Consider the following 26,759-nt stretch of genomic DNA (forward strand, 5'->3'; position numbering starts at 1 on the left):
CCTCTCGCTCCCTCGCGGACGGCGCTTCGACGGACCGGTTCATCGTAGGATGCCCGCCGCCGTGCGCGCCATCACCCAAGTATCCGATTCGCGCCGTGCCCGGCGATTTCCGCATCGGACACTTTGGGCGATGCCCGTGTGAGGCGGGGTGATTCGCCTGGCGGGCGAAGCTCTCCCGATATTTGAGGGTGCGGGTGCGCGAAGGGAGTGCGATAATGGGGGACGGTCGCCGCGTGGGCGATCGGACGTTGGGGGAAACGTGGGGAAACTCTGATCATGGGCAACCGCGGTCTGCATAGCAATCCGGTGGGCGTGCTCGCTTCGTGCGGGCTGGGGCTCAATCTGGTGTGGTGCACGTTGATGGGCCACACGCTGGGCTTCATGTCGTCCACCGCCGGCATGGACGCATGGGTGAACCCGCGGCTGTTCTTCCTTGCGGGCATCCTCGTGTGCACGGTGGCGTTCGCGGCGGCGCCGCGCGCGCTCAAGCACGCCGACGGCATGCTGCGCTTCGTGCTGCCGCTGCTCTCGGCGTTCGGCACGGCGTGCTTCGGCATGTCGTTCCATCAGACGTTCTTCGATCCCGGCGCGCTGGCCGTGGGCGGCCTGTTCGTGGCGGGCGTGGGCTACTTCTGGCTGGCCGCGCGCTACATCCTGCTGCTCGCGCGCACGCAGGGCTACGTGTGCGCCGTCGGCAGCATCGCGGGCGGGCTGGTGGTCAAGCTTCCCATCCTGCTCGTGCTCGGCGCGTTCGCGAGCCCTACCGTGCAGGTGGTCATCGCCATCATCATGCCGGTGGCCACGGCGCTGCTGTTCGAGACGGCCTGCGCCATGGCGCGCGACCGCGCGGACCGCGCCGAAGAGGAGCGGGCCGAGCATGCGCCGCTCGCCGCAGCGGGGATCGACGAGGTGCGCGTGCGCACGGTGTTCGGCGTGCCGGCCGTCCCGCGCACGCGCAAGCACACGTCGGCTGCCGAGCGCCGCACCATGTTCGTGCTGCTGGCCATCGCGGCGGTGGTGCTGGCGGTCATCCGCTCGGTCAGCTACCTCGGCATGTGGGGCGACACGAACGCGAGCATCTCCACGGCCCTGCCGTGGCTCACCGCCTTGGTCATCCCGGCGGCCTGCGTCGTGGTGTTCGCGTACGCGGCGCTCGCGCTCCTGGCCGACGCCGCGCTGCCGATCCGCTTCCAGCCCGCGCTGCTGCTCATCCTCGTGGGCCTGTTCGTGGTGGCCATCCAGGCGAACCCCACGGGCGCGTCGCTCGGGTTCCTCACCGTGGTCATCCAGATCGACGAGCTGTTCGCGCACCTCTTGTTCTGGACCGTGGTGGTGACGGCGCTCGACGTGCTCGACGTGCCGTCGTACCGCGTCATGGGCGCGGCCGGCATCGTGTACGCGGGCGCGTCCATCGCCTGGGTGCTGCTGCTGGGGCGCGCGGCCATCGTGGACACGCTGCTCGTCATGCTGGCCACGTACGCCTTCGTGACCGTCGCGCTGTGCGCCGTCTGGTTCATGCCGAACCGCAAGGGTGCCTCCTCCGGCGAGGACGCGGCGCCGCTCGTGCAGACGGTGTCCGACACGTGCCTCGAGCTGGCGGGGCGCTACGCCCTGTCGCCGCGCGAGACCGAGGTGTTCGTGCTGCTGGCCCAGGGCCGCACGCGCGCCTTCATCCAGGACGAGCTGGTGCTGTCGGGCAGCACCGTCAAGACCCACGTCTCCCACATCTACGCCAAGATGGGCGTCCACGACCGCCAGGAGATGATGGACCTCATCTGGAGCTGACGCGCGGGGGAGGGGCGAGGGGCGCTCGCGGCGCCACCTCGAACAGGTGGGCGGCCGGCACGGGCGACTTCGCGCCGTCCTCGTTGACGGCGCGGACGAGCACCTTGTGGCGGCCCGGTGCGCGCGGTGCGAACTCGAAACGCCACCACACCCAGCGCTCGGGCGTGGCGCCCTCGGTGAGGCAGATGCTCCAGGTTTCCCCTTCGTCGAAGGAGAGCTCCACGGCTGCGATGGCCTTGTCGAAGTCGCTCGCCCAGCCCTCGAGGGCCAGCGGCTCGCCGACGCGCGCCGCGTACGGCGCCTTCACCGCCACGTTGGGCCTGTTCGTGAAATCGTGGCCGTCGTCCTCGAACGCCGGGATGGCGGGCGGCGCGGCCTCCTCGGTGAATCGTATGTCCACGATGTCGCGGACGAAGAGCTTGGCGGGCAGCCCGGGCACCCACAGCTGGTTTCGCGCGCGCATGACGTCGAAGATGTCCTCGCCGTTGACGCGGGACGCCACGACGGCGCCGCGGTCGATGAGCGGTTGGAGGGGCAACGACGCGCGATGCCCGTCTGCGGCGGTGAACGTTACGGTGTTGCAGCGCATGGGATCCTCCTTGGGAGACGACGGCCTGCGCGCGCAGCCGCGCCCGACGGCGCGGGCTCGGCTGCGCGCCTGGAAGCGCGACGGCGCTACCGGGCTTGGGCCTTGTCGGCGATGGACGCCAGCGCGACGCCCTCCACTTCGGCGTTCGCTATCGCGCCGCCGCCGCCGGGCACGTTGGACGCGCACGAGCACGCCATGTCGTAGGCGTCGGTGCCCTCTTCGTCGGCGAGCTCGGACAGCGTGGCGCTGTACGCCTGACCGACGTCGCCTCCCACGTTGATGGGCTCTTCGCCGCGCGCCTCGCCGTATTCCGGCATGCTTGTGCACAGCACGGCCGCCGCCTTCGAGAACACGTTCGAGATGTCGGCGGTGCTGGAGAGCACCGTCTGATCGAAGGTGAAGGTTCCCTGCACGTTCGCCGCTTTCACGATGCCGCCGGGAGCGGCGGCGCCGGAGAGCTGCGCGTCGCCTGCCAAGGGGGCCTGCGCCGCTCCGTCCGCCAGCGCCGGTGCGACGCCGGCCGCAGCCGACGTGGTCAGCGCCACGGCGCCCACGAGGGCCGTCAGGGTTTTCGCGTTCATTCGGGTCATGATGGGTCTCCCTCGCTACTGGATGTGGAACACGGTGTCGACGTCTTGCGGGATCACGCGGCCGGTTTCGGTGACGATGCGCATGCGCAGGTCGTAGCTGCCGGGCTCGAGGCCGTCGATGCGATAGGTCCAGTAGATCCAGCGGTCGATCGTGGACGAGGAGGTGTCGCACGTCTGCCAGGTCTTGCCCTGATCGAGCGAGAAGGAAACCTCGGTGACCTGCTCGTTGAAGCCGTCGGCGTAGCCCTCGAACGTGACCGACGAGGTGCCGGAGAAGATCTGGCCGTCCCGGACGTTGAGGAACGCGCCCACCGGCTTGTTGAAGTACGTGTCGTCCTCGCCCGGAACGAGCGTGCCGGGCACGTCGTTCTTCCACTTCTTCACTTCTGCTTCGTCGGAGAACTGCAGCTCGGTGATGTAGCGGCGGCTCGACGAGGCGCCGGTGCCCTCGGTGAACATCGTGCAGGGGTAGCCCAGCTCGCTCGGGAGGTTCTCGCCGTTCATCTTGAAGGCGAGGATGGCCTTCTTCTCGATGAGCCAATCCACCTTGAACGTGGACTTGCCCTCCTCGCACACGAGCGTCACGGCACCGCCCTGCACCCCGGCCTGCTCGCAGATGGTCTCGAACGGGATGCCGGTGATCTCGGCGTTGGCGATGAACGCGTCGCCCACGCCGTTGGCCGAGCAGTTCATCTTCATGATGCGGGTTTCAAGCTGGTCTTCGGGAATGTCGACGAGCTTGAGGTCGAGCGGCGTGTCGACGAGGCCGCCCACGGCCACGACGCGCTCCTGGAGCACCGAGTCGTCGCTGCTGGAATGCAGCGCGATGCCGTTCGGGTCGGTGGAGGCGGAAAGCTGGTAGAACGCCAGGTCGTTGTCCGTGAGCACGTTCTGGTCGAACGAGAACGCGCCGTTCACGTCGGCCACGGCGGTGAAGCCCTGCATCTGGTCGTACTTGACCTCGTCCCACAGGGGCATGTCGCCGGAGACGGGGTCGATGTAGTGGCACGACAGGCAGTTGCCGTTCTTGTCGGTGAAGTTGTCGCTGTTGAGATGGGAGTTGTGGATGACGTTGCCCATCTCGAGGCCCGAGCGTCCGAACAGCGGCTTCTGCTGGCCGTCATGGCAGGCGATGCACGTGGTGACGTTGATGGGGTCGTCGCCGTAGCTGTTCAGGCCGTTGTGCGAGATGGGGCACCACTCGATCGCGTTCTCGAGCGAGTGGCACGACGTGCAGCCGCGTTCCTCGGCCTTGATGATGCCCATGTTGTAGCCGCGCGCGTCGTTGGGCACGGGCTGCACCTGCGTGCCGTCCTCGAGCGTGGTGACCGTCGCCTTGTACAGCTCCTTCGAGTCCTCGTCGCGCTTCGTTCGGTTGGCCACGTAGTCCTCGAGCTTCGCAGGGTCGTCGAACGTGTCGCGCCCGGCCTGGAGGTCGTAGGATTTCGTGACGCTGTCCGCGGGCTGGTCGGCCGCCGCCGGCTCGGGCGCCGCCTGAGGCTGGCACGCGCACAGGCCCAGCGCGGCCGTCGCCGCGACGCAGCAGGCGAGCGTGATGGCGAGCTTGCACGGCGTACCTCCTCGCGCTGCTCCCCGTCGCTTTTCGACTGTCATAGTTCCCCTTTCTCTCGTCCTTGAGGTCGATCCGGGCGGTGCATGCCGGATGATCGTTCGATCCTACGCCCCTCGTCGGCAGCCCGCCATCACCCGTACGTCCGATTTTCCACCGCGTCTCCAACGGCCTCCGCATCGGCCGTTTTGGACGATGTTTTGGATGTGAAATATCATTTGACCTGCGATTACAACGATGGTTGAAGCATGGCCGATGCGTCGCGGAGCACGATGTGCCATAATGGCAGCGGCGAAAGGGGAACGCTTGATGACCATCCGGGGTTTGCACGTCCATACGTCCGCGGCGCTTGCGGCTGTCGGCTTCGGCTTGACGCTTGCCTGGTGCATGCTCACGAGCCACACGCTCGGGTTCACCTCCTCGACGGAGGGCATCGGCGCGCTCGTCAACCCCCGCATGTTCTACCTGGTGGGCATCCTGCTGCTCGCGCTCGCGTTCATCGCGTTCCCGCGCGCCCTCAAGCGCGCCGACAACGCGCTGCGCTACGTGCTGCCGCTGCTGTCCGCGTTCGGCACCGCGTGCTTCGGGCTCGCGTACCATCAGACGTTCTTCGACTCCGCGGCGCTGGCCGTGAGCGGTTTGTTCATGGTGGGCATCGGCTTCTTCTGGTTTCTGGCGCGCTACATCCTGCTGCTCGCCCGCACGCAGGGATTCGTGTGCGTGGTGTGGTCCGTCGCGGCCGGCATCATCATCAAGCTGCCCATCGTCCCCGCGTTCAGCTTGCTCATCAGCCCCGAGTGGCAGGTGCTCGTGGCCATCACGCTGCCGGTCGTCTCGGCGCTTGTGTTTGAGGCGGCGTGCGCGACGGCTCGGAGGGAAGCGCGGCGCGACGACGATGCGGGGGAAGGGGAGGCGCCGGCGGGACGCACGGTGTACGGCATTCCGGCGAAGCCGCGCAAGGCGGCGCCTGCGTCCAAGGCGTTCAAGCGCAACCTGTACATCCTCCTGGCGGTGTCGGCCATCCTGCTCGCCGTCATCCGCTCGGTCACCTACCTGGGCCTGTGGGGGGACGCGGCCAACGGCGGCGTGTCGCCTGCGTGGTTCGCCGGCTTCGTCGTCTCGGCGCTCGTCATCGTGGCGTTCGCCTACGGCACGCTCATCAAGATGGCCGACTTCACGCTGACCATGCGCTTCCAGCCGGCGATGCTGCTCATCCTGGCCGGCCTGTTCGTGGTCGCGTTGCAGGCCAGTCCCGACAGCGATTCGCTGCCGTTCCTCACCGACGTCATCCAGATCGACGAGCTGTGCGCGCACCTGCTGTTCTGGACGGTCATCGTCACGGCGCTCGATGCGCTCGACATGCCGTCGTACCGCGTTATCGGCATATCCGAAGCGGTGTTCGCCGGCGCCTCCATCGCGTGGCTGCTCCTGCTCAGCTCGTCGGAGATCATCAGCAACATCTACGTGCTGCTGGCCACCTACGTGATCGTGATCGGGGCGATGTACGCCACGTGGCTGGGCGGCAAGCGCCGCCCGGACGGACGGGAGGCTTCGGCGTCGGCCGGGGCGGTTGTTGCGGAGGACGGGCCCGCGCCCGCGCCTGCGGAGGCCGTGCTCGCGCCTGTTGCCGCGCCCACCGAGGCCGCGCCCGCGACGGTGCGGCCCTTGCCGGCTTCGACGCCCGCAGGCGCGCCCGCGGGCGTTGCCGCACCCGCGCCCGCGCGCCGGCCCGACGCGGCGCAGCCGTTGGCCGACACGGTGTCCGACACGTGCCTCGAGCTGGCGGGGCGCTACGCCCTGTCGCCACGCGAGACCGAGGTGTTCGTGCTGCTGGCCCAGGGCCGCACGCGCGCCTTCATACAGGACGAGCTCGTGCTGTCGGGCAGCACCGTCAAGACCCACGTCTCCCACATCTACGCCAAGATGGGCGTCCACGACCGCCAGGAGATGATGGACCTCATCTGGAGCTGACGCGCGGGGGAGGGGGCTCGTGGTATGATACCCTCCCGGTTTTGTTCGGCGGACGCGAAAGGCGCTTCTCATGCACGTAGACATATACACCGACGGTGCGGCACGGGGGAACCCGGGGCCGGGAGGCTACGGCACGGTGCTGCGCTTCACCGATTCGAAGGGCGTCGTCCACGAGAAGGAGCTGTCGCAGGGCTACGAGCACACCACGAACAACCGCATGGAGCTCATGGCCGTGGTGGCGGGCCTCGAGGTGCTCAAGCGCCCGTGCTCCATCACGCTGTACTCCGACTCACAGTACGTGGTGAACGCGTTCAACCAGCACTGGGTGGACGGCTGGCTCAAGCGCGGGTGGAAGAACGCGCAGAAGCAGCCCGTGAAGAACGACGATCTGTGGAAGCGTCTGCTGGCCGCCAAGAAGCCCCACGACGTGACGTTCGTGTGGGTGAAGGGGCATGCGGGCCATCCTGAGAACGAGCGCTGCGACGAGCTGGCCACGACCGCGGCCGACGGGGCGGGGCGTATTCGCGACGAAGGGTTCAACGGCTAGTTGAGGGGTGGAAGCGACCGTGCTGTCCACCTGCGGTTCGTATGATGTTCCTGTTTGATTTCCAACCTGTTTCATAGGCGAACCGCACGATCTGGTACACTGGCTCGCAGTGTATACAAGCATCTAAGCGCAGGTGGAGGTTCCCACATGCAACAGCAAGCAACGCGCGCCCGCAAGGGCGTGTTCGCGGGAGTGGTGGCTGCGGCCCTTGCGGCATCCCTCATGATCCCCTCGATGGCGTACGCCGATCCGACGGCCGGCGAGAAGCAGGCGGAAGCCCAGGCCGCGCTCGCGTCGCTCAACAGCATGCAGAGCACGCTCGACCAGGCCGCCGTCGTCTACGACGAGGCGCTGGCCGCGCAGCAGGACGCCGAAGCCAAGCGCGACGAGGCGCAGGCGCGCATCGACGAGGCCAACGGCCAGATCGCCGATTTGCAGGATCGCCTGGGCTCCCGCGCGCGCAGCATGTACCGCACGGGCGGCAGCTCGTTCCTCGATTTGCTGCTGGGCGCCACCACGTTCCAGGAGTTCTCGACGGGCTGGGACATGCTCAACACCCTGAACGAGAACGACGCCGACCTCGTGCAGCAGACGAAGGACCTGCGCGCCGAGGTGCAGGAGCAGGAAGCCACCTACGCCGAGCAGCAGCGCGTCGCCACCGAGAAGGCCGACGAGGCCTTGCGCTCCAAGCAGGAAGCGGCCTCGACGATGTCCGCCATGCAGGCCACCTACGACGGCTTGAGCGCCGAGGCCGCCGAGCTGCTGGAGCAGGAGCGCGCCGCGCAGACCGCCGCCGAGGAAGCCCAGGCGCAGTCGGTGGTGGACGAAGCCGTGAAGCAGGCCGAGAATGCCGGCAATGCCGGCAACAACAACGGCGGTGGCGACACGCCGTCTCCGAGCCCGTCCCCCACGCCCAACCCGACGCCGGCTCCCGACTACAATGAGCCCATCGCGAGCACCGTCGTCGATCGTGCCTACAGCCAGATCGGCAAGGCGTATGGCTACGACGATCCCAGCTACGGCGCCGGTCCTACTTCGTACGACTGCTCCGGTTTCGTGTCGTTCTGCCTGAGCGGCAGTTACTCCCGCATGGGCAGCACGCTGACGTTCATGAGTTGGACCCCCGTTACGAACCCTCAGCCAGGCGACGTGGCGGTCAATTCCGGCCATTGCGGCATCTACATTGGAGGCGGTCAAATGATTCATGCGGCCACGTACGGTGTTGGCGTCGTGCAAGGCCCGGTACAGTCCGGGATGATTTTCGTCCGCCCGTAACCCCATCGTTCGCCCAAAAAGAAGACGGCCCCGCGGGGCCGTCTTCTTTTTGGGCGCGTGGGGCGCGGCGTTTACCGCGCGCTGTTCTTGATGAGCGAGCGCAGCTCGTCGATGCCGGTGCCCTTCTCCGACGAGCACACCACGAGCGGCACGTCGGCTCCCAGCTTCAGCTGCTTCTTCAGGGCGGCCTTCTGCTTCATCTGCTGCTGGCGGCTGAGCTTGTCGGCCTTCGTCAGCACCACGGCGAACGGCAGCTCGGCCTCCTGCAAAAAGCCGATCATGTTCACGTCGAGGTCGGACGCCTCGTGGCGGATGTCCACGAGCGACACCACGAGCGCGAGGTCGCGATCCTGGTTGAAGTAGCCCTCGATGAGCTCCGACCAGCGGCTCTTGTCCGACTTCGACACCTTCGCGTAGCCGTAGCCCGGCAGGTCGACGAAGCGCACGCCGTCGCAGGAGAAGAAGTTGATGGTGGCCGTCTTGCCCGGCGTCTGCGACACCTTCGCCAGCCCTTTGCGGTTGAACAGCTTGTTCAGCAGCGACGACTTGCCCACGTTCGAGCGTCCCGCAAACGCGATCTCGGGCATGGTCGAAGGCGTGAGCTGAGACGATACGCCGAATGATCGCTCGAATACCACGTTGTTGATGTTCATGGGACGCTCCTTGCGGCCGTGCTGTTCGTCATGCTGCTCATGGTACCCGAACCGCGCCGGGGATGCGGGCGGAACCCGGCAACCCCCTCGCATTCCCCACGGGATGCGTCAGACGCGCTTGCGTCCCGTGTACAGCGCCAGCGCCATGCAGGCGAGGCTCGCCCATGCCCAGAATCGATGCTGCTTCATGTCCGACCTCCTTCGCTTCGATGTCGACGATACTAGTTAACCATGATTGACTTTATCCGACAACCGCATTATCCTTGATAAGTTAGATTCGTGCAACTTCAAATCGAAGCGCGCGGATGGGGAACCAACGAGAGAGAGGCGAAGCGATGGGATTCAAGAAGAAGAGCGGGCTGCTGGTGGGCGCGGGCTTTCTGCTGGGCACGGTGGGCGTGAAGGCGCTGACCAGCAACACCGCCAAGAAATGCTACGTGCAGGGCGTCGCGCAGGGGCTGCGCGCGAAGGCGACGTACGAGAACATCGTGGAGCAGGCGAAGGCCGAGGTCGACGACATCGTGGCCGAGGCCACCTACATCAGCGTCGCCGGCAAAGACGGGGAGCGCCCTGCCGAGCCCGCCGTCGAGGCCGACGAACAGCCTGCGAAGTAGAGCGCGATGGACTACGTCATCGCGAGCGAGGTTCCCGGCCGCATGCGCGTGCGGCTGGTCGGTCCCGTGCCCGCCGACGATCTCGACGCGCTCTACCGCGTGCTGGGCGCGTGCCCGGCGGTGGAGCGCGCGAACGTCTACCCTCGCATCGGCAGCATCGCCGTGCGCTACCGTGCGGCGGACGGCGCGCGGCAGCGGGTGCTCGATCACCTGGACGCCATCGACGCCGAGGCCATCGCCGAAGCCCGTTCGAACTGCGGGCTCGAACTGGCGCCGCGCACCCAGTCGCTGCTCATGGACATCGCGGTGCTCGTGGGGTCGTACTTCGCGCGCCGGTGGTTCCTGCCGAAGCCCGTCGCGGCCCTCGTCACCGCCTGGCGCTACCGCGGCTTCCTGGCGGCGGCGGTCCGCTCGCTCGGGCGGGCGCGGCTCGACGTGCCCGTGCTGGACGCTGCCGCCATCGGCATGTCGTTCGTCAAGCGCGACCCGCGCACGGCGGGTGAGACGATGCTGCTGCTGAACCTGGGCGAGACGCTGGAGGAGTACACGCGCTCGCGGTCGGAGGGGGCGCTCGTGAACGCGCTGCTCGACCTCCCGGAAACCGCGCAGCTCGTCGAGGGCGACCAGGAGATCCAGGTGGCGGCGTCGGACCTCAAGCCGGGCGACTGCATCGCCGTGCGCACCGGCATGCCCGTGTGCGTCGATGGCGAGGTGGTGCGCGGCACGGCCATGGTGAACCAGGCCGCCCTCACCGGCGAGCCGCTGGCGGTCGAGCGCGGCGTGGGCGACAACGTGTTCTCGGGCACCGCGGTCGAGGACGGCGAGATCATCGTGCGCGTGACGGCGGACGCGGGCGAGACGAAGCTGCGCTCCATCGTGGCGCTCGTGGAGCAGGCGGAATCCTTCAAATCGGAAACCCAGTCGCGCATGGAGCAGCTGGCCGACCGCATCGTGCCCTGGAACTTCCTGCTGGCGGGCGCCGTGGCGCTCACCACGCGCAGCCTCGTGAAGACGTCGGCGGCGCTCATGGTGGACTACTCCTGCGCCCTCAAGCTCACCGGCTCCATCGCCGTGCTGGCGGCCATGAGCCAAAGCGCGCAGGCGGGCTTCACCGTGAAGGGCTCGAAGCACTTCGAGGCCATGGCGGCGGCCGACACCATCGTGTTCGACAAGACCGGGACGTTGACCGAGGCCACGCCCAACGTGGCCTGCGTGCTGGCGCTCGACGGGTGGAACCGTCGCGAGGTGCTGCGGCTGGCCGCTTGCCTGGAGGAGCATTTCCCGCACCCGGTGGCCCGCGCCGTGGTGCGCGCGGCCGCGGAGAAGAACCTTCGGCACCGCGAGCGCCACGCCGACGTGGAGTACCTCGTGGCGCACGGCATCGCGTCGTCGCTCGACGGCAAGCGCGTGGTCATCGGCTCGGAGCATTTCGTCGTGGAGGACGAAGGCGTGTCCTTCACCGAGGAGCAGAAGCGCCGCGTGGCCGACGAAACGGAGGGGCTGTCGCCGCTGTACCTGGCGGTGGACGGCGAGCTGATCGGCGTCATCGGCATCGAGGACCCGCTGAAGGCCGGGGTGCGCGAGGCCATCGCCGACCTGCGGATGCTCGGGTTCAAGCGCGTCGTCATGCTCACGGGCGACGGCGAGCTCACGGCGGCGCGCATCGCGGACGCCGCCGGCGTGACGGAGTACCGCGCCAACCTGCTGCCCGAGGACAAGTACGCCTTCGTGGAGCGGCTGAAGGCGGAGGGGAGCAAGGTGGTCATGGTGGGCGACGGCGTGAACGACGCCCCGGCGCTCTCGCTGGCCGACGTGGGCATCGCCATGGGGCAGGGCACCGCCGTGGCGAAGGAGGTGGCCGACATCACGCTGACGGGAGGGCACCTGAGTGCGCTCGTGACGCTGCGGACGCTGAGCGCGGGGCTGACCGCGCGTCTGAACGCATCGTTCAAGGAGGTCATCGCCATCAACTCGGCGCTGCTGGCGGCGGGCATCGGCGGCCTCATCACGCCGCAGACCTCGTCGCTGCTGCACAACGCGTCCACGGTGGCGCTCAGTGTGAGGAACGGCGGGACGTACCGCGCCTAGCGTCGGGCCGTCGGCGGCGCTGCGAACGCCTCCTCGAAGGCATCGCCGATCGACGCGAAGCCGTGCAGCGCGGGCTCGTCCGAGAACAGGTCGAGCAGCAGGGAGCGCTGGGCGGCCGGGAGGTCGAGGTCGTCGAACCAGGGAAGCTTCGCGTGCCGCCTGCTGCGCACTGCGGCGGGGCTCGCGTACAGCAGGAACAGCAGCACGTCGGCGAGCCCGGCGCGATCGGATGCGGTCGCGGCCGGGCTCGCCGCGTTCCGGTCGAAGAAGCCGGCCAGCCCGAAGTCGACGAGCGACACCGTTCCCTCGGCGTCGATCAGCAGGTTCGCCGGCCGCACGTCGCCGTGCGCCACGCCGCGGCCCTCCAGGTGCGCGAGCGCGTCGATGACCTGGCGGCCGATGGAGGCGATCGCCGCTTGGTCGAACGACCGCCGTTGCCGGAACAGCAGGCGGTCGAGGGAAGTGCCGGGCATGAGGCTTTGCGCCATGAAGCAGCGCCCGCGGTCGCGCACGTCGTCGCGCTCGCGCACGATGCCGAGCCAGCGGGGGACGGCGGGGTGCGCGCACAGCGACAGCGCCTTCGCCTCGTTCCAGAGGGCGTCGCGGTCGAGGGACCCCTGCTCGGGTTTGATCAGCTTGAGGGCCGCGCTGAAGGGCTCGCCGTTTGCGCGCGAGGCGCGAAAGCACGTGCCGAACCGGCCTTGGCCCAGCACGGCGTCGAGCCGCCATGCGCCGAACGTGCGGCCGACGAGCCTGCGGTCGCCGGCCGCGGTGGCGAAGCGCGCTAGCCGCGCGGCGTGCCGCATTCGGGGCAGAACTTCGCGCTGGGAGGCAGCGTCGCGCCGCACTGCGCGCAGAACCCGCCGCCCAGCTTCTCGCCGCATTCGAGGCAGAACTTGGAGCCCGCCGGCACCTGCGCGCTGCACTTCGGGCAGGAAAGCGAGCCTGCGGCCGAGGCGGCACGCGGAGCCTGCGCCTGCGCTTGGGGCGCGGCCTGCGCCTGGCCGGGGATGGGCTGCGCGTTCTGCTGGGGGTAGCCGTGGCCGTAGCGCTTGCGGTCCGAGCTGCTGAACGAGCCCACGAAGCCGCCGAGCTTGCCCATGAATCCTTGCGGTTGATAGTAGCCGCTGCCTTGGTTGGTGCGGTGCTTTTTGCGACCGCTCATGGAGAAGAGCCCCATCGGGTGGTCCTTTCGATCGGGTGGGTAGCTGCGCCCCAGGATACCGGATGCGATCGGGCTCCGCCGCTTCCGCCGCCGACTCCCGGAAAAAACCAAGGGGCACCGCTTCGCTTGCCCCAAGCCCGTCCCCAAGCTCCAACTCTCAATGCAACCGGGTATCCGTCAATGACAGCCGGGCATGCGAATTCGCCCATGTTAACCAATTTTTTCGTTTTGCGCGCGATTTGGCGCTTCGAAGCGTCCTTGGATACCGATCCTCGAAAGTGGTTTTTACGTTTCCGCAGGTCGCGTGATTCGTGTTCGATCGCTGCGGGTCAGCATGTCCCCTAAACGGGACAACACGCACCCCTAAACGAACGCAAAACGAAAAAATTGGTTAGAACTCGACGATTCGCGTGCCGCGCCACTATTGACGTGAACCGTCGTTCACCCGTTGATCAGTGTGCTCTGCTTCGGGGCAACCCGTCCGCAAGCCTCTTCACCAAGCTAGAGCGTACCCGTAGGAGCCGCTTGGTATGCAGCCAGATACCCGTCAATGGTGGTTGAACGGCAGACCTTCGGCTGTATGACCGGAGCGTTGCGTGTTCGGAACGCTTCCGGGGCCGGCCTTTCCCGCCGCTACACTTGAAGCGTCCGTCGCCGCGCCGCGTCGGGCGCAACGAGGAAACGGACGAGGAAGGGCGGTCGGATGGGCAACGCGAAGAAGCGAAGCGGAAGCGTGGCGAGCATGCTGCCCGTGCTGCTGGCGTGCTCGTTCACGGCCTCGTTCGGCCAGAGCATGATGAACGTCGCCCTGCCCGAGCTGGCGGAGCACTTCGGCGTCACGCTCTCCATCGCGAACTGGGTGATCGTGGGGTACATGGTGGTCGCGGCGACGGCCATCATGCTGTCGGCGTTCATGCTGAGGCGCCTCGGGCTGAGGCGCGTGTTCTTCGTCGGCGCGGGGGCGCTCGCGCTCGGCAGCGCGTGCGCGCTGCTCTCGCAGGACTTCCCGATGCTGTTCGCCAGCCGCCTCGTGCAGGCGGTGGGCACGGGCCTGTTCTTCCCGTCGGTGACGAGCGTCATCATGACGAACTCGCCGGCCGCGGTGCGCGGCACGCGCCTCGCGCTGAACAGCGGCGTCATCGCCGTGGGCCTTGCCATCAGCCCGACGGCCTCGGGATTCGCGCTCACGCAGTTCGGCTGGCGCGCCATGTTCGTCGTATCGCTCGCCATGTCCGTCGCGCTGCTCGCGGTCGGCTTCTTCCGCATCCACGGCGGCCCTTCGACGAAGCGCGTTCCCATCGACGCGCTCAGCGTGATGCTCGGGCCGCTCGGGTTGGCCGCGTTCCTGTACGGCTTGGGCGAGGTCACGCGCGATCTCGCTCCCTCCCTCGCGGCGCTCGCGGTCGGCGCGGTGCTGCTCGCCCTGTTCGCCTGGCGGCAGTTCGCGTTGGAGAGCCCGCTGCTCGACCTGCACCCCCTCGTCCACCCGCGGTTCGCCGTGGGCATCCTGCTCGTCATGGTGGGCATGCTCACGTCGTTCTCCATGAGCATCCTGCTGCCGCTGTACTACGAGGGGGCGCTGGGGTACACGGCGTTCTTCGCGGGCCTGCTGCTGTTGGGCCCCGTGCTGGTCAACGCGGCGTTCACGCTTTTGGGCGGCCGGGTGTTCGACAGGCACGGCGCGTGGCCGCTCATACCGGCGGGCCTCGTGCTCGTGCTCGTCGGGCAGGCGGCGGCGTTCTTCTCGGCCGAGAGCATGATCGCCATCCTGATCGTCCTGTCGTCGGCGGCTGTGTACGCGGGCGCCGGGTTCGTGGTGGCGCCGTCCAAGACCGCGGCGCTCGGCACGCTGCCGCCCGCGACGTACTCCGCCGGCGCGTCCATCAACTCCACGGCCGTGCAGATCGCCTCGGCCATCGGCTCGTCGCTGTTCGTCGGCGTGCTGTCGGCCGACGTGCTCAGGGATACGGCGGCGGGCGCGGCGAAGGCGTCGGCGTACGCTGCGGCGTTCGAGCACACCCTCTCGATAGCCGTCGTCATCGCGGCGGCGGGGCTGCTCGTCGCGTTCTTCTACGCCCGCGCCATGCGCAAACCGGCCGGTAAGCAGCGGTGACAACTTCCGGTTGTCGAGAAAAACCGTGAAAAGCATCCGAAAGTTGGTTGAGGGAACCGCGGTTTCGGTGCATGCTGTAGAGAGAAGGCAAGCGAGAGGAGAATCCTATGAGCTTCCGAGACAACCTCCAGCATCTGCGTGGAACGCGCGATTTGAGCCAGGCGCAGCTTGCGACGCTGCTCGGCGTGAGCCGCCAGTCCGTGGCGAAATGGGAAGCCGAGAAAAGCTACCCCGAGATGGACAAGCTCATCAAGCTGTGCGACCTGTTCGAGTGCTCGCTCGACGACCTCGTGCGGGGCGACTTAACCGGCGGCGCGACGGCGAACGTGGCGATCGTGGAGGCCGAGCCAGCCTCCGCAGCCATGCCTGTCGATAAGGACGGCTACGACGAGCACATGCGCCGCCGTGCGTGGGATGTCGCTGCGGGCGTGGCGGTGATCGTCATGAGCTTCGGGGTGGCGATGTTCGTGACGGGCGGCGGTTACAACAGCACGACGGTTTCGGCGAACATCGTCGTCCACCTCGTAGGGATCGCGCTCGGCCTGTGCTTTTTCGTTCCGGCGTATCGCAGCCATGCGGCATTTCGCAAGGAGCACCCGGTGGTCGAGGACTGCTACACGCCGGAGGAGAAGGCGGAAGCGCGCCGTCGGAAGCTGTTCGGCGTCGGTGGCGGTGTCGCGCTGCTCGTCTTGGGCATGTTCATGCCCGGCATGCTCCAATCGATTCAGATGTTCTCGTTCGTGGCGTTGGCGCTGTTCGCTTGCTTCGCCGCCGCGGCCGCTCTGCTCGTCCACTCCGTCATGATGGATCGCCGCGTCGACGTGTCCTTCTACAACGGCGCCCCCGATTTCACGATCCAATCCCTCCTTCGAGGGCGTCGTACTGACGCCTGATCTCGTCGCGCAGCTCGTCTTCGGCTTGAACGTGGGCGCCGCCGTCGGCCGGCCGCGAATTCGCCGCATCCGCTCGCAGTTGTGGGCAACCGCGCACAACTGCGTCCTTTTGCGCTTTCCGCTTGCAAACGCTCGGGGGCGTGGTATACTTCTGCAGTTTCTAAATACGCATGCTTGCGCGACCCGATCCGCTAGTGGCCAACTGAAAAAGGCTGCGGATCTCGGGGATGACCGCAAGCAGAGGACTAACGAATGGAGAGAGTCATGACGAAAGTCAGCATTACTTCGCTGCTCGATGCGGGCAGCCACTTCGGCCATCAGACGCGCCGTTGGAACCCCAAGATGAAGCCGTACATCTTCGGCAGCCGCGGGGACATCTACATCATCGACCTCAAGCAGACGCTCGTGGGCCTCGACCAGGCGTACACGTTCGTGTCCGAGCTGGCCAAGAAGGGCGGCACCGTGCTGTTCGTGGGCACGAAGAAGCAGGCCCAGGAGGCCGTCGCCGACGCTGCCAACAAGTGCGGCATGCCCTACGTGAACGCTCGCTGGCTCGGCGGCATGCTGACCAACTTCGTGACCATCCGCTCCCGCGTGAACCGCATGGAGGAGCTGGAGGCCATGGAGGCCGACGGCCGCATGGCCGTGCTGCCCAAGAAGGAGCAGATCCTGCTGCACAAGGAGCTGTCCAAGCTGCAGACGAACCTCAACGGCATCCGCAACATGAAGCGCACGCCCGACGCCGTGTTCGTGATCGACACGAACCGCGAGGCCATCGCCATCCATGAGTCCCGTCGTCTCGACATCCCCGTGGTGGGCACGCTCGATACGAACTGCGATCCGGACGACGTCGATTTCGGCATCCCCGCCAACGACGACGCCATCCGCTCGGTCCGTCTGCTGGCCGACTTCATCGCCGACGCCGTCATCGCCGGCGTGGGCGTGCCGGTGACCGCTGCCGACATGGCTGCGCCCGCCGAAGCTGCCGAAGCCGTCGCCGAGGCCGCCGCCGAGACCGCTGCCGCCGAGGTTGCCGTCGAGGCCGTCGCCGAGGCTGCCGTCGAGGCCGCTGCGCCTGCCGCCGAATAAGCTGCTTCGCGCATCTACCGCACTGAACGCGCCGCCCCGCTCACCCAGCGCGGTGGCGCTTGACACCCCGCCGCGTCCCAAGGCCGCGGCATCGTGAGAGAAAGGATCAACGTGGCTGCTGTTACCGCTTCCATGGTCAAGGAACTCCGTGAGATGACCGGCGCTGGCATGATGGAGTGCAAGAAGGCGCTCGTCGAGGCCGACGGCAACATCGACCAGGCCGTCGACGTGCTGCGCACGCGCGGTCTCGCCGCCGTCGCCAAGAAGGCCGGCCGCGCCACCAACGAGGGCACCGTCATGGCCATCGTCTCCGACGACGCCACGTCCGGCGCCGTCGTCGAGCTCAACTGCGAGACCGACTTCGTGGGCATGAACGACAAGTTCAAGGCCTACGCCGAGAAGATCGCCCAGGCCGCCCTGGCCTCCAAGCCGGCCGACCTCGAGGCCCTCAAGGCCGCCGACGCCGCAGGCGAGACGGTCGAGGCCGTGGTGACCGACGCCATCCACACGCTGGGCGAGAACATCCAGCTCGCCCGCTTCGCGGTGGTGGAGGGCGGCGCCGTGTCGTCCTACATCCACGGCGGCGGCAAGATCGGCGTGCTCGTGCAGTTCGACGTCGAGGGCATCGACCCCGCGTCCGACGGCTTCAAGCAGTTCGGTCGCGACGTGGCCATGCAGGTCGCCGCTGCGGCTCCGGTCGCCGCGACGCGCGAGTCCGTCGACCCGGCCATCGTCGAGCACGAGAAGGCCATCTACATGGCGCAGGCCGCCGAGTCCGGCAAGCCCGAGGCCATCCAGGAGAAGATGGCCACCGGCCGTCTGGAGAAGTTCTTCAAGGAGAGCACGCTGACCGAGCAGCCCTTCGTGAAGAACCCGGACCAGTCCGTCAGCGAGTACGCGGCTGAGGTCGCCAAGAACCTCGGCGGCGAGATCAAGATCGTCGACTTCAAGCGCTTCGTGCTCGGCGAAGAGGCGTAAGCCTTCTCCGCATACCGCGCACGCAAAAAGACCCGGAGCCTCGGCCCCGGGTCTTTTTTTGCGGTGCAGCGCGGGAAGGCTTGACGAGCGGCTGGATTCTCCCGAGCCGATGGATCTACCCGACGGTGCTCGGGGCTTCCCAGACGGCAACCTGCGCGCTCCCTTTTTCCTCGAGCGCGGCGTTCCTGCCTGCGATCATGCCGAAGAGGAGCGCCTGTATCAAGCCGTTGCCGCTCGAGTACACCGATCCCGCGCGACAGGAGAAGCCTTCGGTGCAGCCGCCTGCCGCGTACAGGCCCGGTATCAGGGATTCGTCGGGGCGCACGACGTGACCCGCGACGTCGGTCGGCATGCCGCCCTGCGTGTGGCGTATTTCGCCGGTGATCTTCATCGCGCGATAGGGGCCGTCGAAGCTTTCGGGAAGCCTCGAGCGATTGAAGTCGTCCTCGCCCTTCTCGATTCCCTGCCGGTACGCTTCGAACGTCCTCTCGAGGGCTGCCGACTCGATTCCAAGCGCGTCGGCAAGCTCGGATGCGGTTGCCCCCGTAACCACGAAACCTGCCGCTTGCCGCTCGGGGAACTCCTTGCTCTTCTCCGCCTGCGCGTCCGTGAAGCAGAGGTATCCGATATGTCCAGGTTGGGCGAGGACGTGGGGGGAGAGGTCGGAATAGCCCCCGTACTCGTTCACGAATCGCTCTCCGTTGGAATTGACGATGATCGCGCCGTTGGTCGCGAGCGCTTGATGGCCGGCGGTCGTGTTGCTGTCCACCCCGCGAAACGCGTGTCCCTGATAGGCGCCCATGCACTGCAGCTCAACGCCCAGCTCCTCCGCCCACTCGATGCCTTCTCCCGTCGCGCCCATTGCCACAACTTTGACGGCTTCCGCGGTTTCGGGGCAGTAGCGCGCGATCATGTCGGGATTGTTGGCGAACCCGCTGGTGGCGAGCACGACGTTCTTGGCGGTGATCGTGCACGCTTTCCCGTCGTGCGTTCCGTAAGCGCCGGCAACGGCGTCGGAGTCGTCCAGCACGAGGCCCTCGATTTCGAAGGAGAGCATCTGCGTGATCGCGTCCTGCGCTCCCATGTGCTCGATGAGCTTGGATACGAGCCCCTCGCCGGTGCCTTCCGCGATGTGCATGCGACGAGCCGTCTGCCCGAAGCGCCCTCGTTCGTCGAGGTTCCACACGACGCCCATCCGCTCCGTCCATTCGATCAGGTCCTTGGCGTTCTCGGCTACGGTGTGCACGAGATCGGGACGGACCGTGTAGTTCGTGGGTCGAAGGATGTCGGTGGCCATCGCGAACGTGCTGTCCTGCACCCCGGCCTCGACCTGCTGCCTCGTTCCCACGACGGGGATGGCCCCTCCTGAAAGCATCGTCGCCCCTCCGAGCTGGCTGAGCTTTTCCGCCAGTATGACCTGGGCGCCGTTCTCGGCGGCGCTCAACGCGGCGCACAGGCCCGCCCCGCCGCCCCCGACGACCAGCACGTCGGTTGAAAGCTGCTCGCCGTCGGCGACGTCCGCTTGCTTTTTCGCGAACGCGTAGGAACCGCTCGGTTTGCCGTCTTCGGCCTTTCCCCCGGAGGGCGCCGAAGGGGCGCAGCCTGCGATGCCTGCGAGCGCCGCCATGCCCGCCACCGTTCCCGCTCCCGCGAGAAACGTGCGTCGGCTGAGCGTTCCGCCCTGCCTGCCATTGAGATGATCCATGATGCTCCCCTTAGTAATCGTGGTGCTTTGCCGGTACCTTCGCCTCGCCGGGCTCGCGTTCGATCCCGTCGAGGCGTTTCCCATGGTATCGAGGGCCGTCGCGCCGGTCATCGACAACGAGGGGCGAAACGGCCCTCGTCATCTCGACGCTTTCTGTCGGTTTTGCTCGACAAAAACTGTCGAGTTATGAATAAGGCCTGGTGAGTGTTACGTCTTGCGCGGCGAGGGCTGCCAGTCCTTCGGGTCGTCTCAGGTGCGCGCCCGCGCGACCATGGTAAGATGCGAACGCGCGATTCGAACGATAAGGGGGGTTCGAATGGGGGATGGAACGGTGTCGCGACAGCCTGCGGGGGAGCGGGGAAGCGTTTTCGAGCAATCGGCAGGACGACGATCGCCCGGTTCGGACGGTGCTCCTGAGGGAGGTGCTGCCGGTCCTGTGCCCGGATGGGGTTCCGGCGTCCTCCTGATCCTCGGTTTCCTGTTCGCGTGGATGTACGTGGCCAAAGGGTTCTTCAAAGAATCGTACTTCAGCGCGTTGGGCTACCTCGACGGAGTTCTCGCGTATTGCTTTTTCCTTACGGTCCTCGTCGGCTTGACGGTGCTCGCGTCGACCGTCGGGAAGGGTTTCGTCCGCTCTTTTCGAGGGCGTTGGACGGTACCGGCGTTCGGCGTGGCCGGCTCGGCGAGCCTCCTCCTCGTGCAATCGTTTTTCGGGTATCTGGGAGGAGCGCTCTCGATCGTCCTGTGCATGGTCTGCCTGGTGACGTTCGCGGCAAGCTTCGTCGTCGTGTTCTTCTCGTGGGTGGACGAGATCCGCGCGTTGGCGTTCTCCCGCAGCTTGAACGCCGTCGTCGTGCTCGTGCTTGCGGCGATGGCGCTTGCCTACGTCGCGTCTCCCAGCAATCTCAACAACAGCGAGTACCGGACGGTGCTGCCCATCGCCAGTTTGGGATTGTCGGGCGCGTGCTACCTCGCCTACATCAGGACGAGGAGGGACTTCGGAGGCGCCCCTCTTGAAAAGGATATCGACGGGGCGGACGCGGGGCATGCCGACCGCAAGGCTTGGCTGGTTCCCTTGTCGCTGTTCGTTCTGGCCATCAACTTGATCTCGTACGTCGAGATTTTCGTTCCCGGGTATCGCGTGATAACGAGCGAATCGCCTTTGACGTACGTATTGCCGTTGATCTTGGTCCTGCTGCTCGCCCTCGCGGCCGTTCAATCGGGAGAGACGCCCTTCTTCAAAAGCAGGTTGTTCTGGCATGTCTGCCTCGGATTTCTGGCCCTCATGTTCCTGAGCTTCTTCATGGCGGTGTTCGTTTTGGCCGTGCAGACGAATTTCTGCTTCGACGTCATGTACCTCTTCCGCCGCATGACGAAGATCATGTTCTTCGTCATATTCATGGTCATCGTCTATCAGGAAGATCTGGACCCTTTCCCGGTTTTCGGCGTGTGCTACCTCGTCCCGCTGTTCGTCCCGTCCCTCATCATCAACGCCGTCCGGGTGTTTCTGTCGCAGTACGCCCCGGATGCGCTCGCCTTCATCGGCGAGTACGCCGTCGGCTACGCGCTGCTCCTCGGGTTCTGCCTGATCCTGTGCCTCGTGCTCGTGTGCGTCATGTTCGTCAACGGCAGCGTCGCCAAAATCGTGTTCTCGCCCAGTCGCCAAAGCCCCGATCGCGGGGCGAAGAGGGGCGAAGCGTGCGATCGCGTCGGGGAGCGCTTCGGCTTGACGCAGCGCGAGAAGGAGATACTGTTCTGCGTATCGCTCGGGTACAGCATGCGGAAAACGTCCGAGGTGCTGTACATCTCCCCGAGCACGGTTCATACCCATACGGCGACGGTGTATAAAAAGCTGGACGTTCATTCGCGCCAGGAAGTGATCGACCTCATCGACGCGACGGCGTGACGGCTGTTCCGGCTGTGCCGGCATCCGCCCTTCATCAGCCGTTCTGCTTTCGTTGTGATGAGGGTGGGCGGGCAGGCTCCCGGTTCCTATAATGGAGGGATGACGAATCGGGCGCATCCACCGCGGTGCGTGTCTATAGACGAGAGAACGCCCGGACCCATCGCGTCGGGCGCGGAGGATGCTTCCATGGCTGAAGAGATCATCATCGTACAAGGCAACAACACGCTCGCCGGCGACGTCGCCGTGGCGGGCGCGAAGAACTCGGCGCTCAAGCTGATCGCCGCCGCCCTGCTGGGGCAGGGCGAAACCGTCATCCACAACGTCCCGCTCATCTCGGACATCAGCATCATGTCCGACGTGCTGCGCTGCCTGGGCGCGCGGGTGGAGCGCGACGGCCACACACTGACGGTGGACACCTCCGCCGTCGACAAGCACGAGACGCCCTACGAGCTGGTGTCGAAGATGCGCGCGAGCATCTCGGTGCTCGGCCCGCTCGTCGGCCGCTTCGGACGCGCCCGCGTGGCCATGCCGGGCGGCTGCCAGATCGGCGCGCGCAAGATCGACATGCACCTCGTGGGCCTCGAGGCCATCGGCGTGGAGTTCTCCATCGACCACGGCTTCCTCGAGGCCACCACGCCGAACGGCCTGCACGGCTCGCACGTCGTGCTCGACTTCCCCAGCGTGGGCGCGACGGAGAACCTGCTCATGGCCGCCGTGGCGGCCGAGGGCTCCACGGTCATCGAGAACGCCGCGCGCGAGCCCGAGATCGTGGACCTCGCGAACATGCTCGCGTCCATGGGCGCGCGCGTGACGGGTGCCGGCTCGGACATCATCGAGGTGGAGGGCGTGCCGCTCGCCTCGATGCACCCCTGCGAGCACACCACGGTGGGCGACCGCATCGAGGCCGGCACCTTCCTGGCCGGCGGCGCGCTGACGGGCGGCCCCGTGACCGTGCACGGCATCGACCCGTCGTATCTGCGCGTGGCGCTCATGAAGTTCCGCGCCATGGGCTGCGACGTGGAGACGGGCGACGACTGGATCACCGTGGGCCGCACGCGCCCGCTCGAGCCCATCGACCTCCAGACGCTGCCGCACCCCGGGTTCCCCACCGACCTGCAGGCGCAGTTCATGCTGCTGGCCGCGTTCGCCGACGGCATGTCCGTCATCACGGAGAACGTGTTCGAGAACCGCTTCATGTTCGCCAGCGAGCTCATGCGCATGGGCGCCGACATCGCCATCGAGGACCATCACGCCCTCGTGCGCGGCGTGAAGGAGCTGCAGGGCGCCGACGTGTCGTCCACCGACCTGCGCGCCGGCGCGGCCCTCGTGCTGGCCGGCATCGTGGGGGAGGGCGAGACGCGCGTCCACAACATCGGCCATATCGACCGCGGCTACGAGGACTACGTGGGCAAGCTGCGCGCCCTCGGCGCCGACGTGGTGCGCGCGAACGCCGAGCAAGCCCGGTCGTCGCTGTAGCGAGCGCCCATGGTCAACAAACGCAAGCAGGGCTTCACGCAGGCCCGCTCGAAACTCACGTCCCACCGCATGAAGTCGGCGACGGTCGGCACTCACGTGCCGCGCTCGTCGCGCCATATGAACGGCGAATCGGTGGGATTCTCCAGCCCTCGCAAGCAGAAGCGGGCGGCGCGCGGCGTCGTGGACACCATCCTGCCCACCACCGCGTCGGGCGAGAGCTCGTCGCAGTACGCCCGCCGCGTCAGCCGCCGCGAGTTCACCCAGGAGATACAGCGCAAGGCGCGCGTGCGCCGCATCCTCGCGATCGCGGTCTGCCTGCTCGTGGTGGTGTGCATCGCCGCCGCCGTGGGCGTGGCCACGTTCTTCGGGTCGCTCGACGCGAAGCTCGCGCTCAAGGACTCCGACGCCTCCTCGGCGCTCGTCGCGCCGAAGGCCGACGCGACGGCCTTCTACACGGTGGTGGCCGCCGACCTGGACGCGCCCGGATCGGCGAACGCCGTGGACGGCCCCGACGCCGTGGCGCTCGTGCGCGTCGACGAAGCGTCCCGCACGGTGACCGTCGTGTCGATCCCGCCCACGCTGCAGGTGTCTCTCAAGGACGGCAAGACGCATCCGCTGCGCGAGGCCCAGACGCAGGAGGGCGACGCCGCGCTCGTGTCGGCCGTGGCCGACTTCGCCGGCGTGGACGTGGCCCACTACGTGAAGATCGACGCCGAATCCATCGTGCGTCTCGTGGACGCCCTCGGCGGCATCGAGGTGAACGTGGCCGAGGAGGTGGACGACCCGAACGCCGGAGACGCCTACCTGCAGCCGGGCACGCAGACGCTCGACGGCGCGAAGGCGCTCACGTTCCTGCGCGCCAGCAACTTCACGGACGGCCTCGAGTCCCAGGCCGCGAACCAGCGCGCGTTCCTCACCGCGCTGTCGCTGCGCCTGTTGGGCGACGGGTCGCTCGGCTTCCTCACCACGCTCGACAACGTGGGCGGCGCCTTCCAGACCGACCTGTCGGCGACGGCCGCGCTGTCCATCGCCGATGCGCTGCGCGGCATGGACGCCTCCACGGTGTACGGCGCGCTCGTGCCCGGCTACGAGACCACGCGCGACGACGTGACCACGTACGCGGCGTCGTCCGACTCCTGGAAGAGCATGATGAAGCTCGTGGAAGCCGGCGCCGAACCCGTGACGGAGCAGGCGACGCCCCAGGTCGACCCGGGCAGCTTCACCATCACCGTGCGCAACGGCGCCGAGATCACGGGCGGCGCGGCCCAGATGGCGGACACGCTCAAGGGCTTCGGCTTCGACGTGACCGAGACGGGCAACATGGACACGTACGCCTACAACGAGACGCTCGTCGTGTACAACGACGACGCGTTCGAGGCGGCGGCGGAAACCGTGGTGGCGTCGCTCGGCATCGGCCGCACGGTGGCCGGATCGGGCTTCTACACGTTCGACACCGACGTGTTGGTGGTTCTCGGCAAGGATTGGAAGCCCACGTCCTAGACTGTGGTAGAATCGGCACCTGATAGCAAGATGTTCAAGTTCAACGAAGGAGCTTTGTCATGGTAGATAAGAACGATGTGGCGGCAGTGCTCGAGCTCATCCGCCCCAGCCTGCAGGCCGACGGCGGCGACGTGCGCCTCGTCGACGTGAGCGAGGACGGCGTGGTGTCGGTGGAGCTGCAGGGCGCCTGCAAGGGCTGCCCCATGTCCCAGATGACGCTGGCCAACGGCGTGGAGCGCATCCTCAAGGAGCGCGTCCCCGGCGTGACGAAGGTCGTCCCGGCCGACCTGTAAGCCGGACCTGATTCAGACGAGAGCGGGGAAGGAGGCGGATATGGCGCAGTGTTGGGAACGTCGCGGATGCGACGAGGAGATGATGTCGCGCTGTCCGCACAACATCCCGGGCGAGCCGTGCCCCTGCGACTGCCGTTTCGCCGCATGCACGCGCTCGACGCACGTGGTATGCCAGGATTTCAACAAGCTGCTGAATCCCGAGCGCGATTACGACGCGGCCGTCAAGGAGGTGTGCCGCTTCTGCGAGCACTTCCTGGAGCACGGTCCCGACGTGGCCGAGCGTACCGGCGAGGTCACGCGCCAGGGCAACCCGAACCGGTTCTTGCTCTAGCCGAGCGAACCGGGTCAAAGCGCGCGGCCCCGCGGGGCTCGCGCGTCAATCGCATCGCAAACGCGGCCGTGCAGGGCATCTGCGCGGCCGCGCGCTACCCCAAGCACGACACGAGATCACCGACGAAAGGGAGACGATGGCAGAGCAGGCGCACGGCACGCTGAAGGTGAAGACCGGGTTCGCGGAGATGATGAAGGGCGGCGTCATCATGGACGTCGTGAACCCCGAGCAGGCGAAGATCGCCGAGGACGCGGGCGCGGTGGCCGTCATGGCGCTCGAACGCGTCCCTGCCGACATCCGCGCGCACGGCGGCGTGGCCCGTATGAGCGACCCCACCATGATCGAGGGCATCGTGGAGGCCGTGTCCATCCCCGTCATGGCGAAGTGCCGCATCGGGCATTTCGTGGAGGCGCAGGTGCTGCAGAGCCTCGGCGTGGACTTCATCGACGAGAGCGAGGTGCTCACGCCGGCCGACGATGAGTACCACGTGAACAAGTGGGACTTCGACGTGCCGTTCGTGTGCGGCGCCCGCAACCTGGGCGAAGCCCTGCGCCGCATCGCCGAGGGCGCGGCCATGATCCGCACGAAGGGCGAGCCAGGCACGGGCAACGTGGTGGAGGCCGTGCGCCACATGCGCACCGTCACCACCGACATCGCCCGCATCAAGGGGCTGCGCGACGAGCAGCTGTTCACGGCCGCGAAGGACCTGCAGGCACCCTACGAGCTGGTGAAGTGGGTGGCCGAGCACGGATGCCTGCCCGTGGTGAACTTCTCCGCCGGCGGCATCGCCACGCCCGCCGACGCGGCGCTCATGATGCAGCTGGGCTGCGACGGCGTGTTCGTGGGCAGCGGCATCTTCAAGTCGGGCGACCCGGCGAAGCGCGCCCGCGCCATCGTGGAGGCCACCACGAACTACGACGACCCCGACGCCATCGCGCGCGTCTCGCGCAACCTGGGCGAGGCCATGGTGGGCATCGAGATCTCGGACATCCCCGACAACGAGCTCATGGCCTCCCGAGGCTGGTAAGGCCCCGCATGGTGACGAAGCGCATCGGCGTCCTGGCCCTCCAGGGCGCTTTCCGGGAGCACCGGCGAATGCTCGACGGGCTGGGGGCCGACACGCGCCTCGTGCGCTGGCCCGACGAACTCGACGGGCTCGACGGGCTCGTGATCCCGGGCGGCGAGTCCACGGCTATCGCGAAGCTGCTGGCCATCCACGGCCTGTACGGGCCGCTGCGCGCCGCGCATGCGGACGGCATGGCCGTGTTCGGCACGTGCGCCGGTGCCATCCTCATGGCGCGCGACATCGAGGGCGCGCGCCCCGACCAGGAGCCGCTCGCCCTCATGGACGTGCGCATCCGCCGCAACGCCTACGGGCGGCAGATCGACTCGTTCGAGACGACGGTGCCGTGGGCGGGCGTCGAGGGCGGGCCGGTGAAGGGCGTGTTCATCCGCGCCCCGCGCTTCGCCGACTGGGGGCCGGGCGTGGAGGTGCTCAGCACGGCCGAGGACGGCGAGCCCCTGGCCGTGCGCGAGGGCCGCGCGCTGGCCGTCGCGTTCCATCCGGAACTCACCGACGACGACCGCGTGCACGCGTTTTTCCTCGAGCGCGTCGTGGGGTCGTGAGG

General features: G+C 67.4%; 24 protein-coding genes. 17 read left to right on the top strand and 7 right to left on the bottom strand.

Translation table 11 applies throughout. From position 1 onward, the window contains the following. Positions 1 to 276 precede the first annotated feature (276 nt). A complete protein-coding gene (locus GS424_RS05545; RefSeq protein WP_160943062.1) occupies positions 277 to 1,785 on the top strand; it encodes a helix-turn-helix transcriptional regulator in 1,509 nt (502 codons plus the stop codon). On the opposite strand, the gene GS424_RS05550 is transcribed toward GS424_RS05545, so the two are convergent. The 3 genes from GS424_RS05550 to GS424_RS05560 all read right to left on the bottom strand — a co-directional run bounded on the left by GS424_RS05550 (position 1,772) and on the right by GS424_RS05560 (position 4,578). After that, positions 1,772 to 2,374 carry a molybdopterin-binding protein gene (locus GS424_RS05550; protein ID WP_160943061.1) on the bottom strand — a complete coding sequence of 201 codons (603 nt, stop codon included), beginning with the start codon at positions 2,372 to 2,374 and terminating at the stop codon, positions 1,772 to 1,774. The genes GS424_RS05545 and GS424_RS05550 overlap by 14 nt on opposite strands. Positions 2,375 to 2,460: 86 nt before the next feature. After that, a complete protein-coding gene (locus tag GS424_RS05555) occupies positions 2,461 to 2,964 on the bottom strand; it encodes a hypothetical protein (RefSeq protein WP_160943060.1) in 504 nt (167 codons plus the stop codon). Positions 2,965 to 2,979: 15 nt separating this feature from the next. After that, positions 2,980 to 4,578, bottom strand: a complete 1,599-nt coding sequence (locus tag GS424_RS05560) for a molybdopterin-dependent oxidoreductase (protein WP_160943059.1) — start codon at positions 4,576 to 4,578, stop codon at positions 2,980 to 2,982. Between the two features lie 265 nt (positions 4,579 to 4,843). Here GS424_RS05560 and GS424_RS17910 point away from each other — a divergent pair, with 265 nt between their 5' ends. From GS424_RS17910 to GS424_RS05575, 3 genes are all read left to right on the top strand, one after another. Then, complete coding sequence (locus GS424_RS17910) at positions 4,844 to 6,505, top strand: helix-turn-helix transcriptional regulator (RefSeq protein WP_244977683.1); 1,662 nt, start codon at positions 4,844 to 4,846, stop codon at positions 6,503 to 6,505. 70 nt (positions 6,506 to 6,575) lie between these two features. After that, complete coding sequence (rnhA, locus tag GS424_RS05570) at positions 6,576 to 7,052, top strand: ribonuclease HI (RefSeq protein ID WP_154334181.1); 477 nt, start codon at positions 6,576 to 6,578, stop codon at positions 7,050 to 7,052. Positions 7,053 to 7,199: 147 nt separating this feature from the next. Next, the gene (locus tag GS424_RS05575; protein WP_160943058.1) at positions 7,200 to 8,327 is read left to right on the top strand and encodes a coiled-coil domain-containing protein; all 1,128 of its coding nucleotides are present in this window, start codon (positions 7,200 to 7,202) and stop codon (positions 8,325 to 8,327) included. 71 nt (positions 8,328 to 8,398) lie between these two features. Here the strand turns inward: GS424_RS05575 and yihA are convergent, their stop codons facing one another. Continuing rightward, positions 8,399 to 8,980, bottom strand: coding sequence for a ribosome biogenesis GTP-binding protein YihA/YsxC (gene yihA, locus GS424_RS05580; RefSeq protein WP_035586065.1), 582 nt, complete (start codon positions 8,978 to 8,980; stop codon positions 8,399 to 8,401). A 335-nt stretch (positions 8,981 to 9,315) separates the two neighbouring features. Here yihA and GS424_RS05585 point away from each other — a divergent pair, with 335 nt between their 5' ends. Next, complete coding sequence (locus tag GS424_RS05585) at positions 9,316 to 9,594, top strand: DUF6110 family protein (RefSeq protein ID WP_114526936.1); 279 nt, start codon at positions 9,316 to 9,318, stop codon at positions 9,592 to 9,594. Positions 9,595 to 9,600: 6 nt separating this feature from the next. Continuing rightward, positions 9,601 to 11,682, top strand: coding sequence for a heavy metal translocating P-type ATPase (locus GS424_RS05590; RefSeq protein ID WP_160943057.1), 2,082 nt, complete (start codon positions 9,601 to 9,603; stop codon positions 11,680 to 11,682). Here the strand turns inward: GS424_RS05590 and GS424_RS05595 are convergent. Beyond that, positions 11,679 to 12,488 (bottom strand): protein kinase domain-containing protein, encoded by an 810-nt coding sequence (locus GS424_RS05595; protein ID WP_160943056.1) that lies wholly within the window; start codon positions 12,486 to 12,488, stop codon positions 11,679 to 11,681. The two genes, GS424_RS05590 and GS424_RS05595, sit on opposite strands and share 4 nt — an antisense overlap. Beyond that, entirely contained in the window at positions 12,467 to 12,847 is a 381-nt protein-coding gene (locus GS424_RS05600; RefSeq protein WP_227100892.1) for a zinc ribbon domain-containing protein, read from the bottom strand. The genes GS424_RS05595 and GS424_RS05600 overlap by 22 nt, the downstream gene beginning before the upstream one ends. A 703-nt stretch (positions 12,848 to 13,550) precedes the next feature. On the opposite strand from GS424_RS05600, the gene GS424_RS05605 reads away from it, so the two are divergent. From GS424_RS05605 to tsf, 4 genes are all read left to right on the top strand, one after another. Then, the gene (locus tag GS424_RS05605; protein ID WP_160943055.1) at positions 13,551 to 14,960 is read left to right on the top strand and encodes an MFS transporter; all 1,410 of its coding nucleotides are present in this window, start codon (positions 13,551 to 13,553) and stop codon (positions 14,958 to 14,960) included. 107 nt (positions 14,961 to 15,067) lie between these two features. Then, the gene (locus GS424_RS05610) at positions 15,068 to 15,853 is read left to right on the top strand and encodes a helix-turn-helix transcriptional regulator (protein ID WP_160943054.1); all 786 of its coding nucleotides are present in this window, start codon (positions 15,068 to 15,070) and stop codon (positions 15,851 to 15,853) included. 264 nt (positions 15,854 to 16,117) lie between these two features. After that, on the top strand, positions 16,118 to 16,942 hold the full coding sequence (gene rpsB, locus GS424_RS05615; protein WP_193666551.1) for a 30S ribosomal protein S2: 825 nt from the start codon (positions 16,118 to 16,120) through the stop codon (positions 16,940 to 16,942). A 111-nt stretch (positions 16,943 to 17,053) separates the two neighbouring features. After that, on the top strand, positions 17,054 to 17,920 hold the full coding sequence (tsf, locus tag GS424_RS05620) for a translation elongation factor Ts (RefSeq protein ID WP_101721963.1): 867 nt from the start codon (positions 17,054 to 17,056) through the stop codon (positions 17,918 to 17,920). 115 nt (positions 17,921 to 18,035) lie between these two features. Here tsf and GS424_RS05625 read toward each other — a convergent pair whose 3' ends face one another. Beyond that, the gene (locus tag GS424_RS05625; RefSeq protein ID WP_244977721.1) at positions 18,036 to 19,736 is read right to left on the bottom strand and encodes an FAD-dependent oxidoreductase; all 1,701 of its coding nucleotides are present in this window, start codon (positions 19,734 to 19,736) and stop codon (positions 18,036 to 18,038) included. Between the two features lie 325 nt (positions 19,737 to 20,061). Between GS424_RS05625 and GS424_RS05630 the strand changes: the two genes are divergently transcribed. The 7 genes from GS424_RS05630 (at position 20,062) to pdxT (ending at position 26,757) form a co-directional block, all read left to right on the top strand. Continuing rightward, on the top strand, positions 20,062 to 21,531 hold the full coding sequence (locus GS424_RS05630) for a helix-turn-helix domain-containing protein (RefSeq protein ID WP_160943051.1): 1,470 nt from the start codon (positions 20,062 to 20,064) through the stop codon (positions 21,529 to 21,531). A 186-nt stretch (positions 21,532 to 21,717) separates the two neighbouring features. Next, on the top strand, positions 21,718 to 23,007 hold the full coding sequence (gene murA, locus GS424_RS05635) for a UDP-N-acetylglucosamine 1-carboxyvinyltransferase (RefSeq protein WP_160943050.1): 1,290 nt from the start codon (positions 21,718 to 21,720) through the stop codon (positions 23,005 to 23,007). Positions 23,008 to 23,016: 9 nt separating this feature from the next. Next, positions 23,017 to 24,507, top strand: coding sequence for an LCP family protein (locus tag GS424_RS05640; RefSeq protein ID WP_160943049.1), 1,491 nt, complete (start codon positions 23,017 to 23,019; stop codon positions 24,505 to 24,507). A 59-nt stretch (positions 24,508 to 24,566) separates the two neighbouring features. Beyond that, a complete protein-coding gene (locus GS424_RS05645) occupies positions 24,567 to 24,800 on the top strand; it encodes a NifU family protein (RefSeq protein WP_101721966.1) in 234 nt (77 codons plus the stop codon). A gap of 40 nt (positions 24,801 to 24,840) precedes the next feature. Continuing rightward, complete coding sequence (locus tag GS424_RS05650; protein WP_154334172.1) at positions 24,841 to 25,131, top strand: hypothetical protein; 291 nt, start codon at positions 24,841 to 24,843, stop codon at positions 25,129 to 25,131. A gap of 136 nt (positions 25,132 to 25,267) precedes the next feature. Further along, on the top strand, positions 25,268 to 26,158 hold the full coding sequence (gene pdxS / locus GS424_RS05655; RefSeq protein WP_160943048.1) for a pyridoxal 5'-phosphate synthase lyase subunit PdxS: 891 nt from the start codon (positions 25,268 to 25,270) through the stop codon (positions 26,156 to 26,158). Between the two features lie 8 nt (positions 26,159 to 26,166). Further along, positions 26,167 to 26,757, top strand: coding sequence for a pyridoxal 5'-phosphate synthase glutaminase subunit PdxT (gene pdxT / locus GS424_RS05660; RefSeq protein ID WP_160943047.1), 591 nt, complete (start codon positions 26,167 to 26,169; stop codon positions 26,755 to 26,757). The last annotated feature ends 2 nt before the right edge of the window (positions 26,758 to 26,759 follow it).

This window comes from Eggerthella guodeyinii (assembly GCF_009834925.2).
Classification (GTDB): Bacteria; Actinomycetota; Coriobacteriia; order Coriobacteriales; family Eggerthellaceae; genus Eggerthella; species Eggerthella guodeyinii.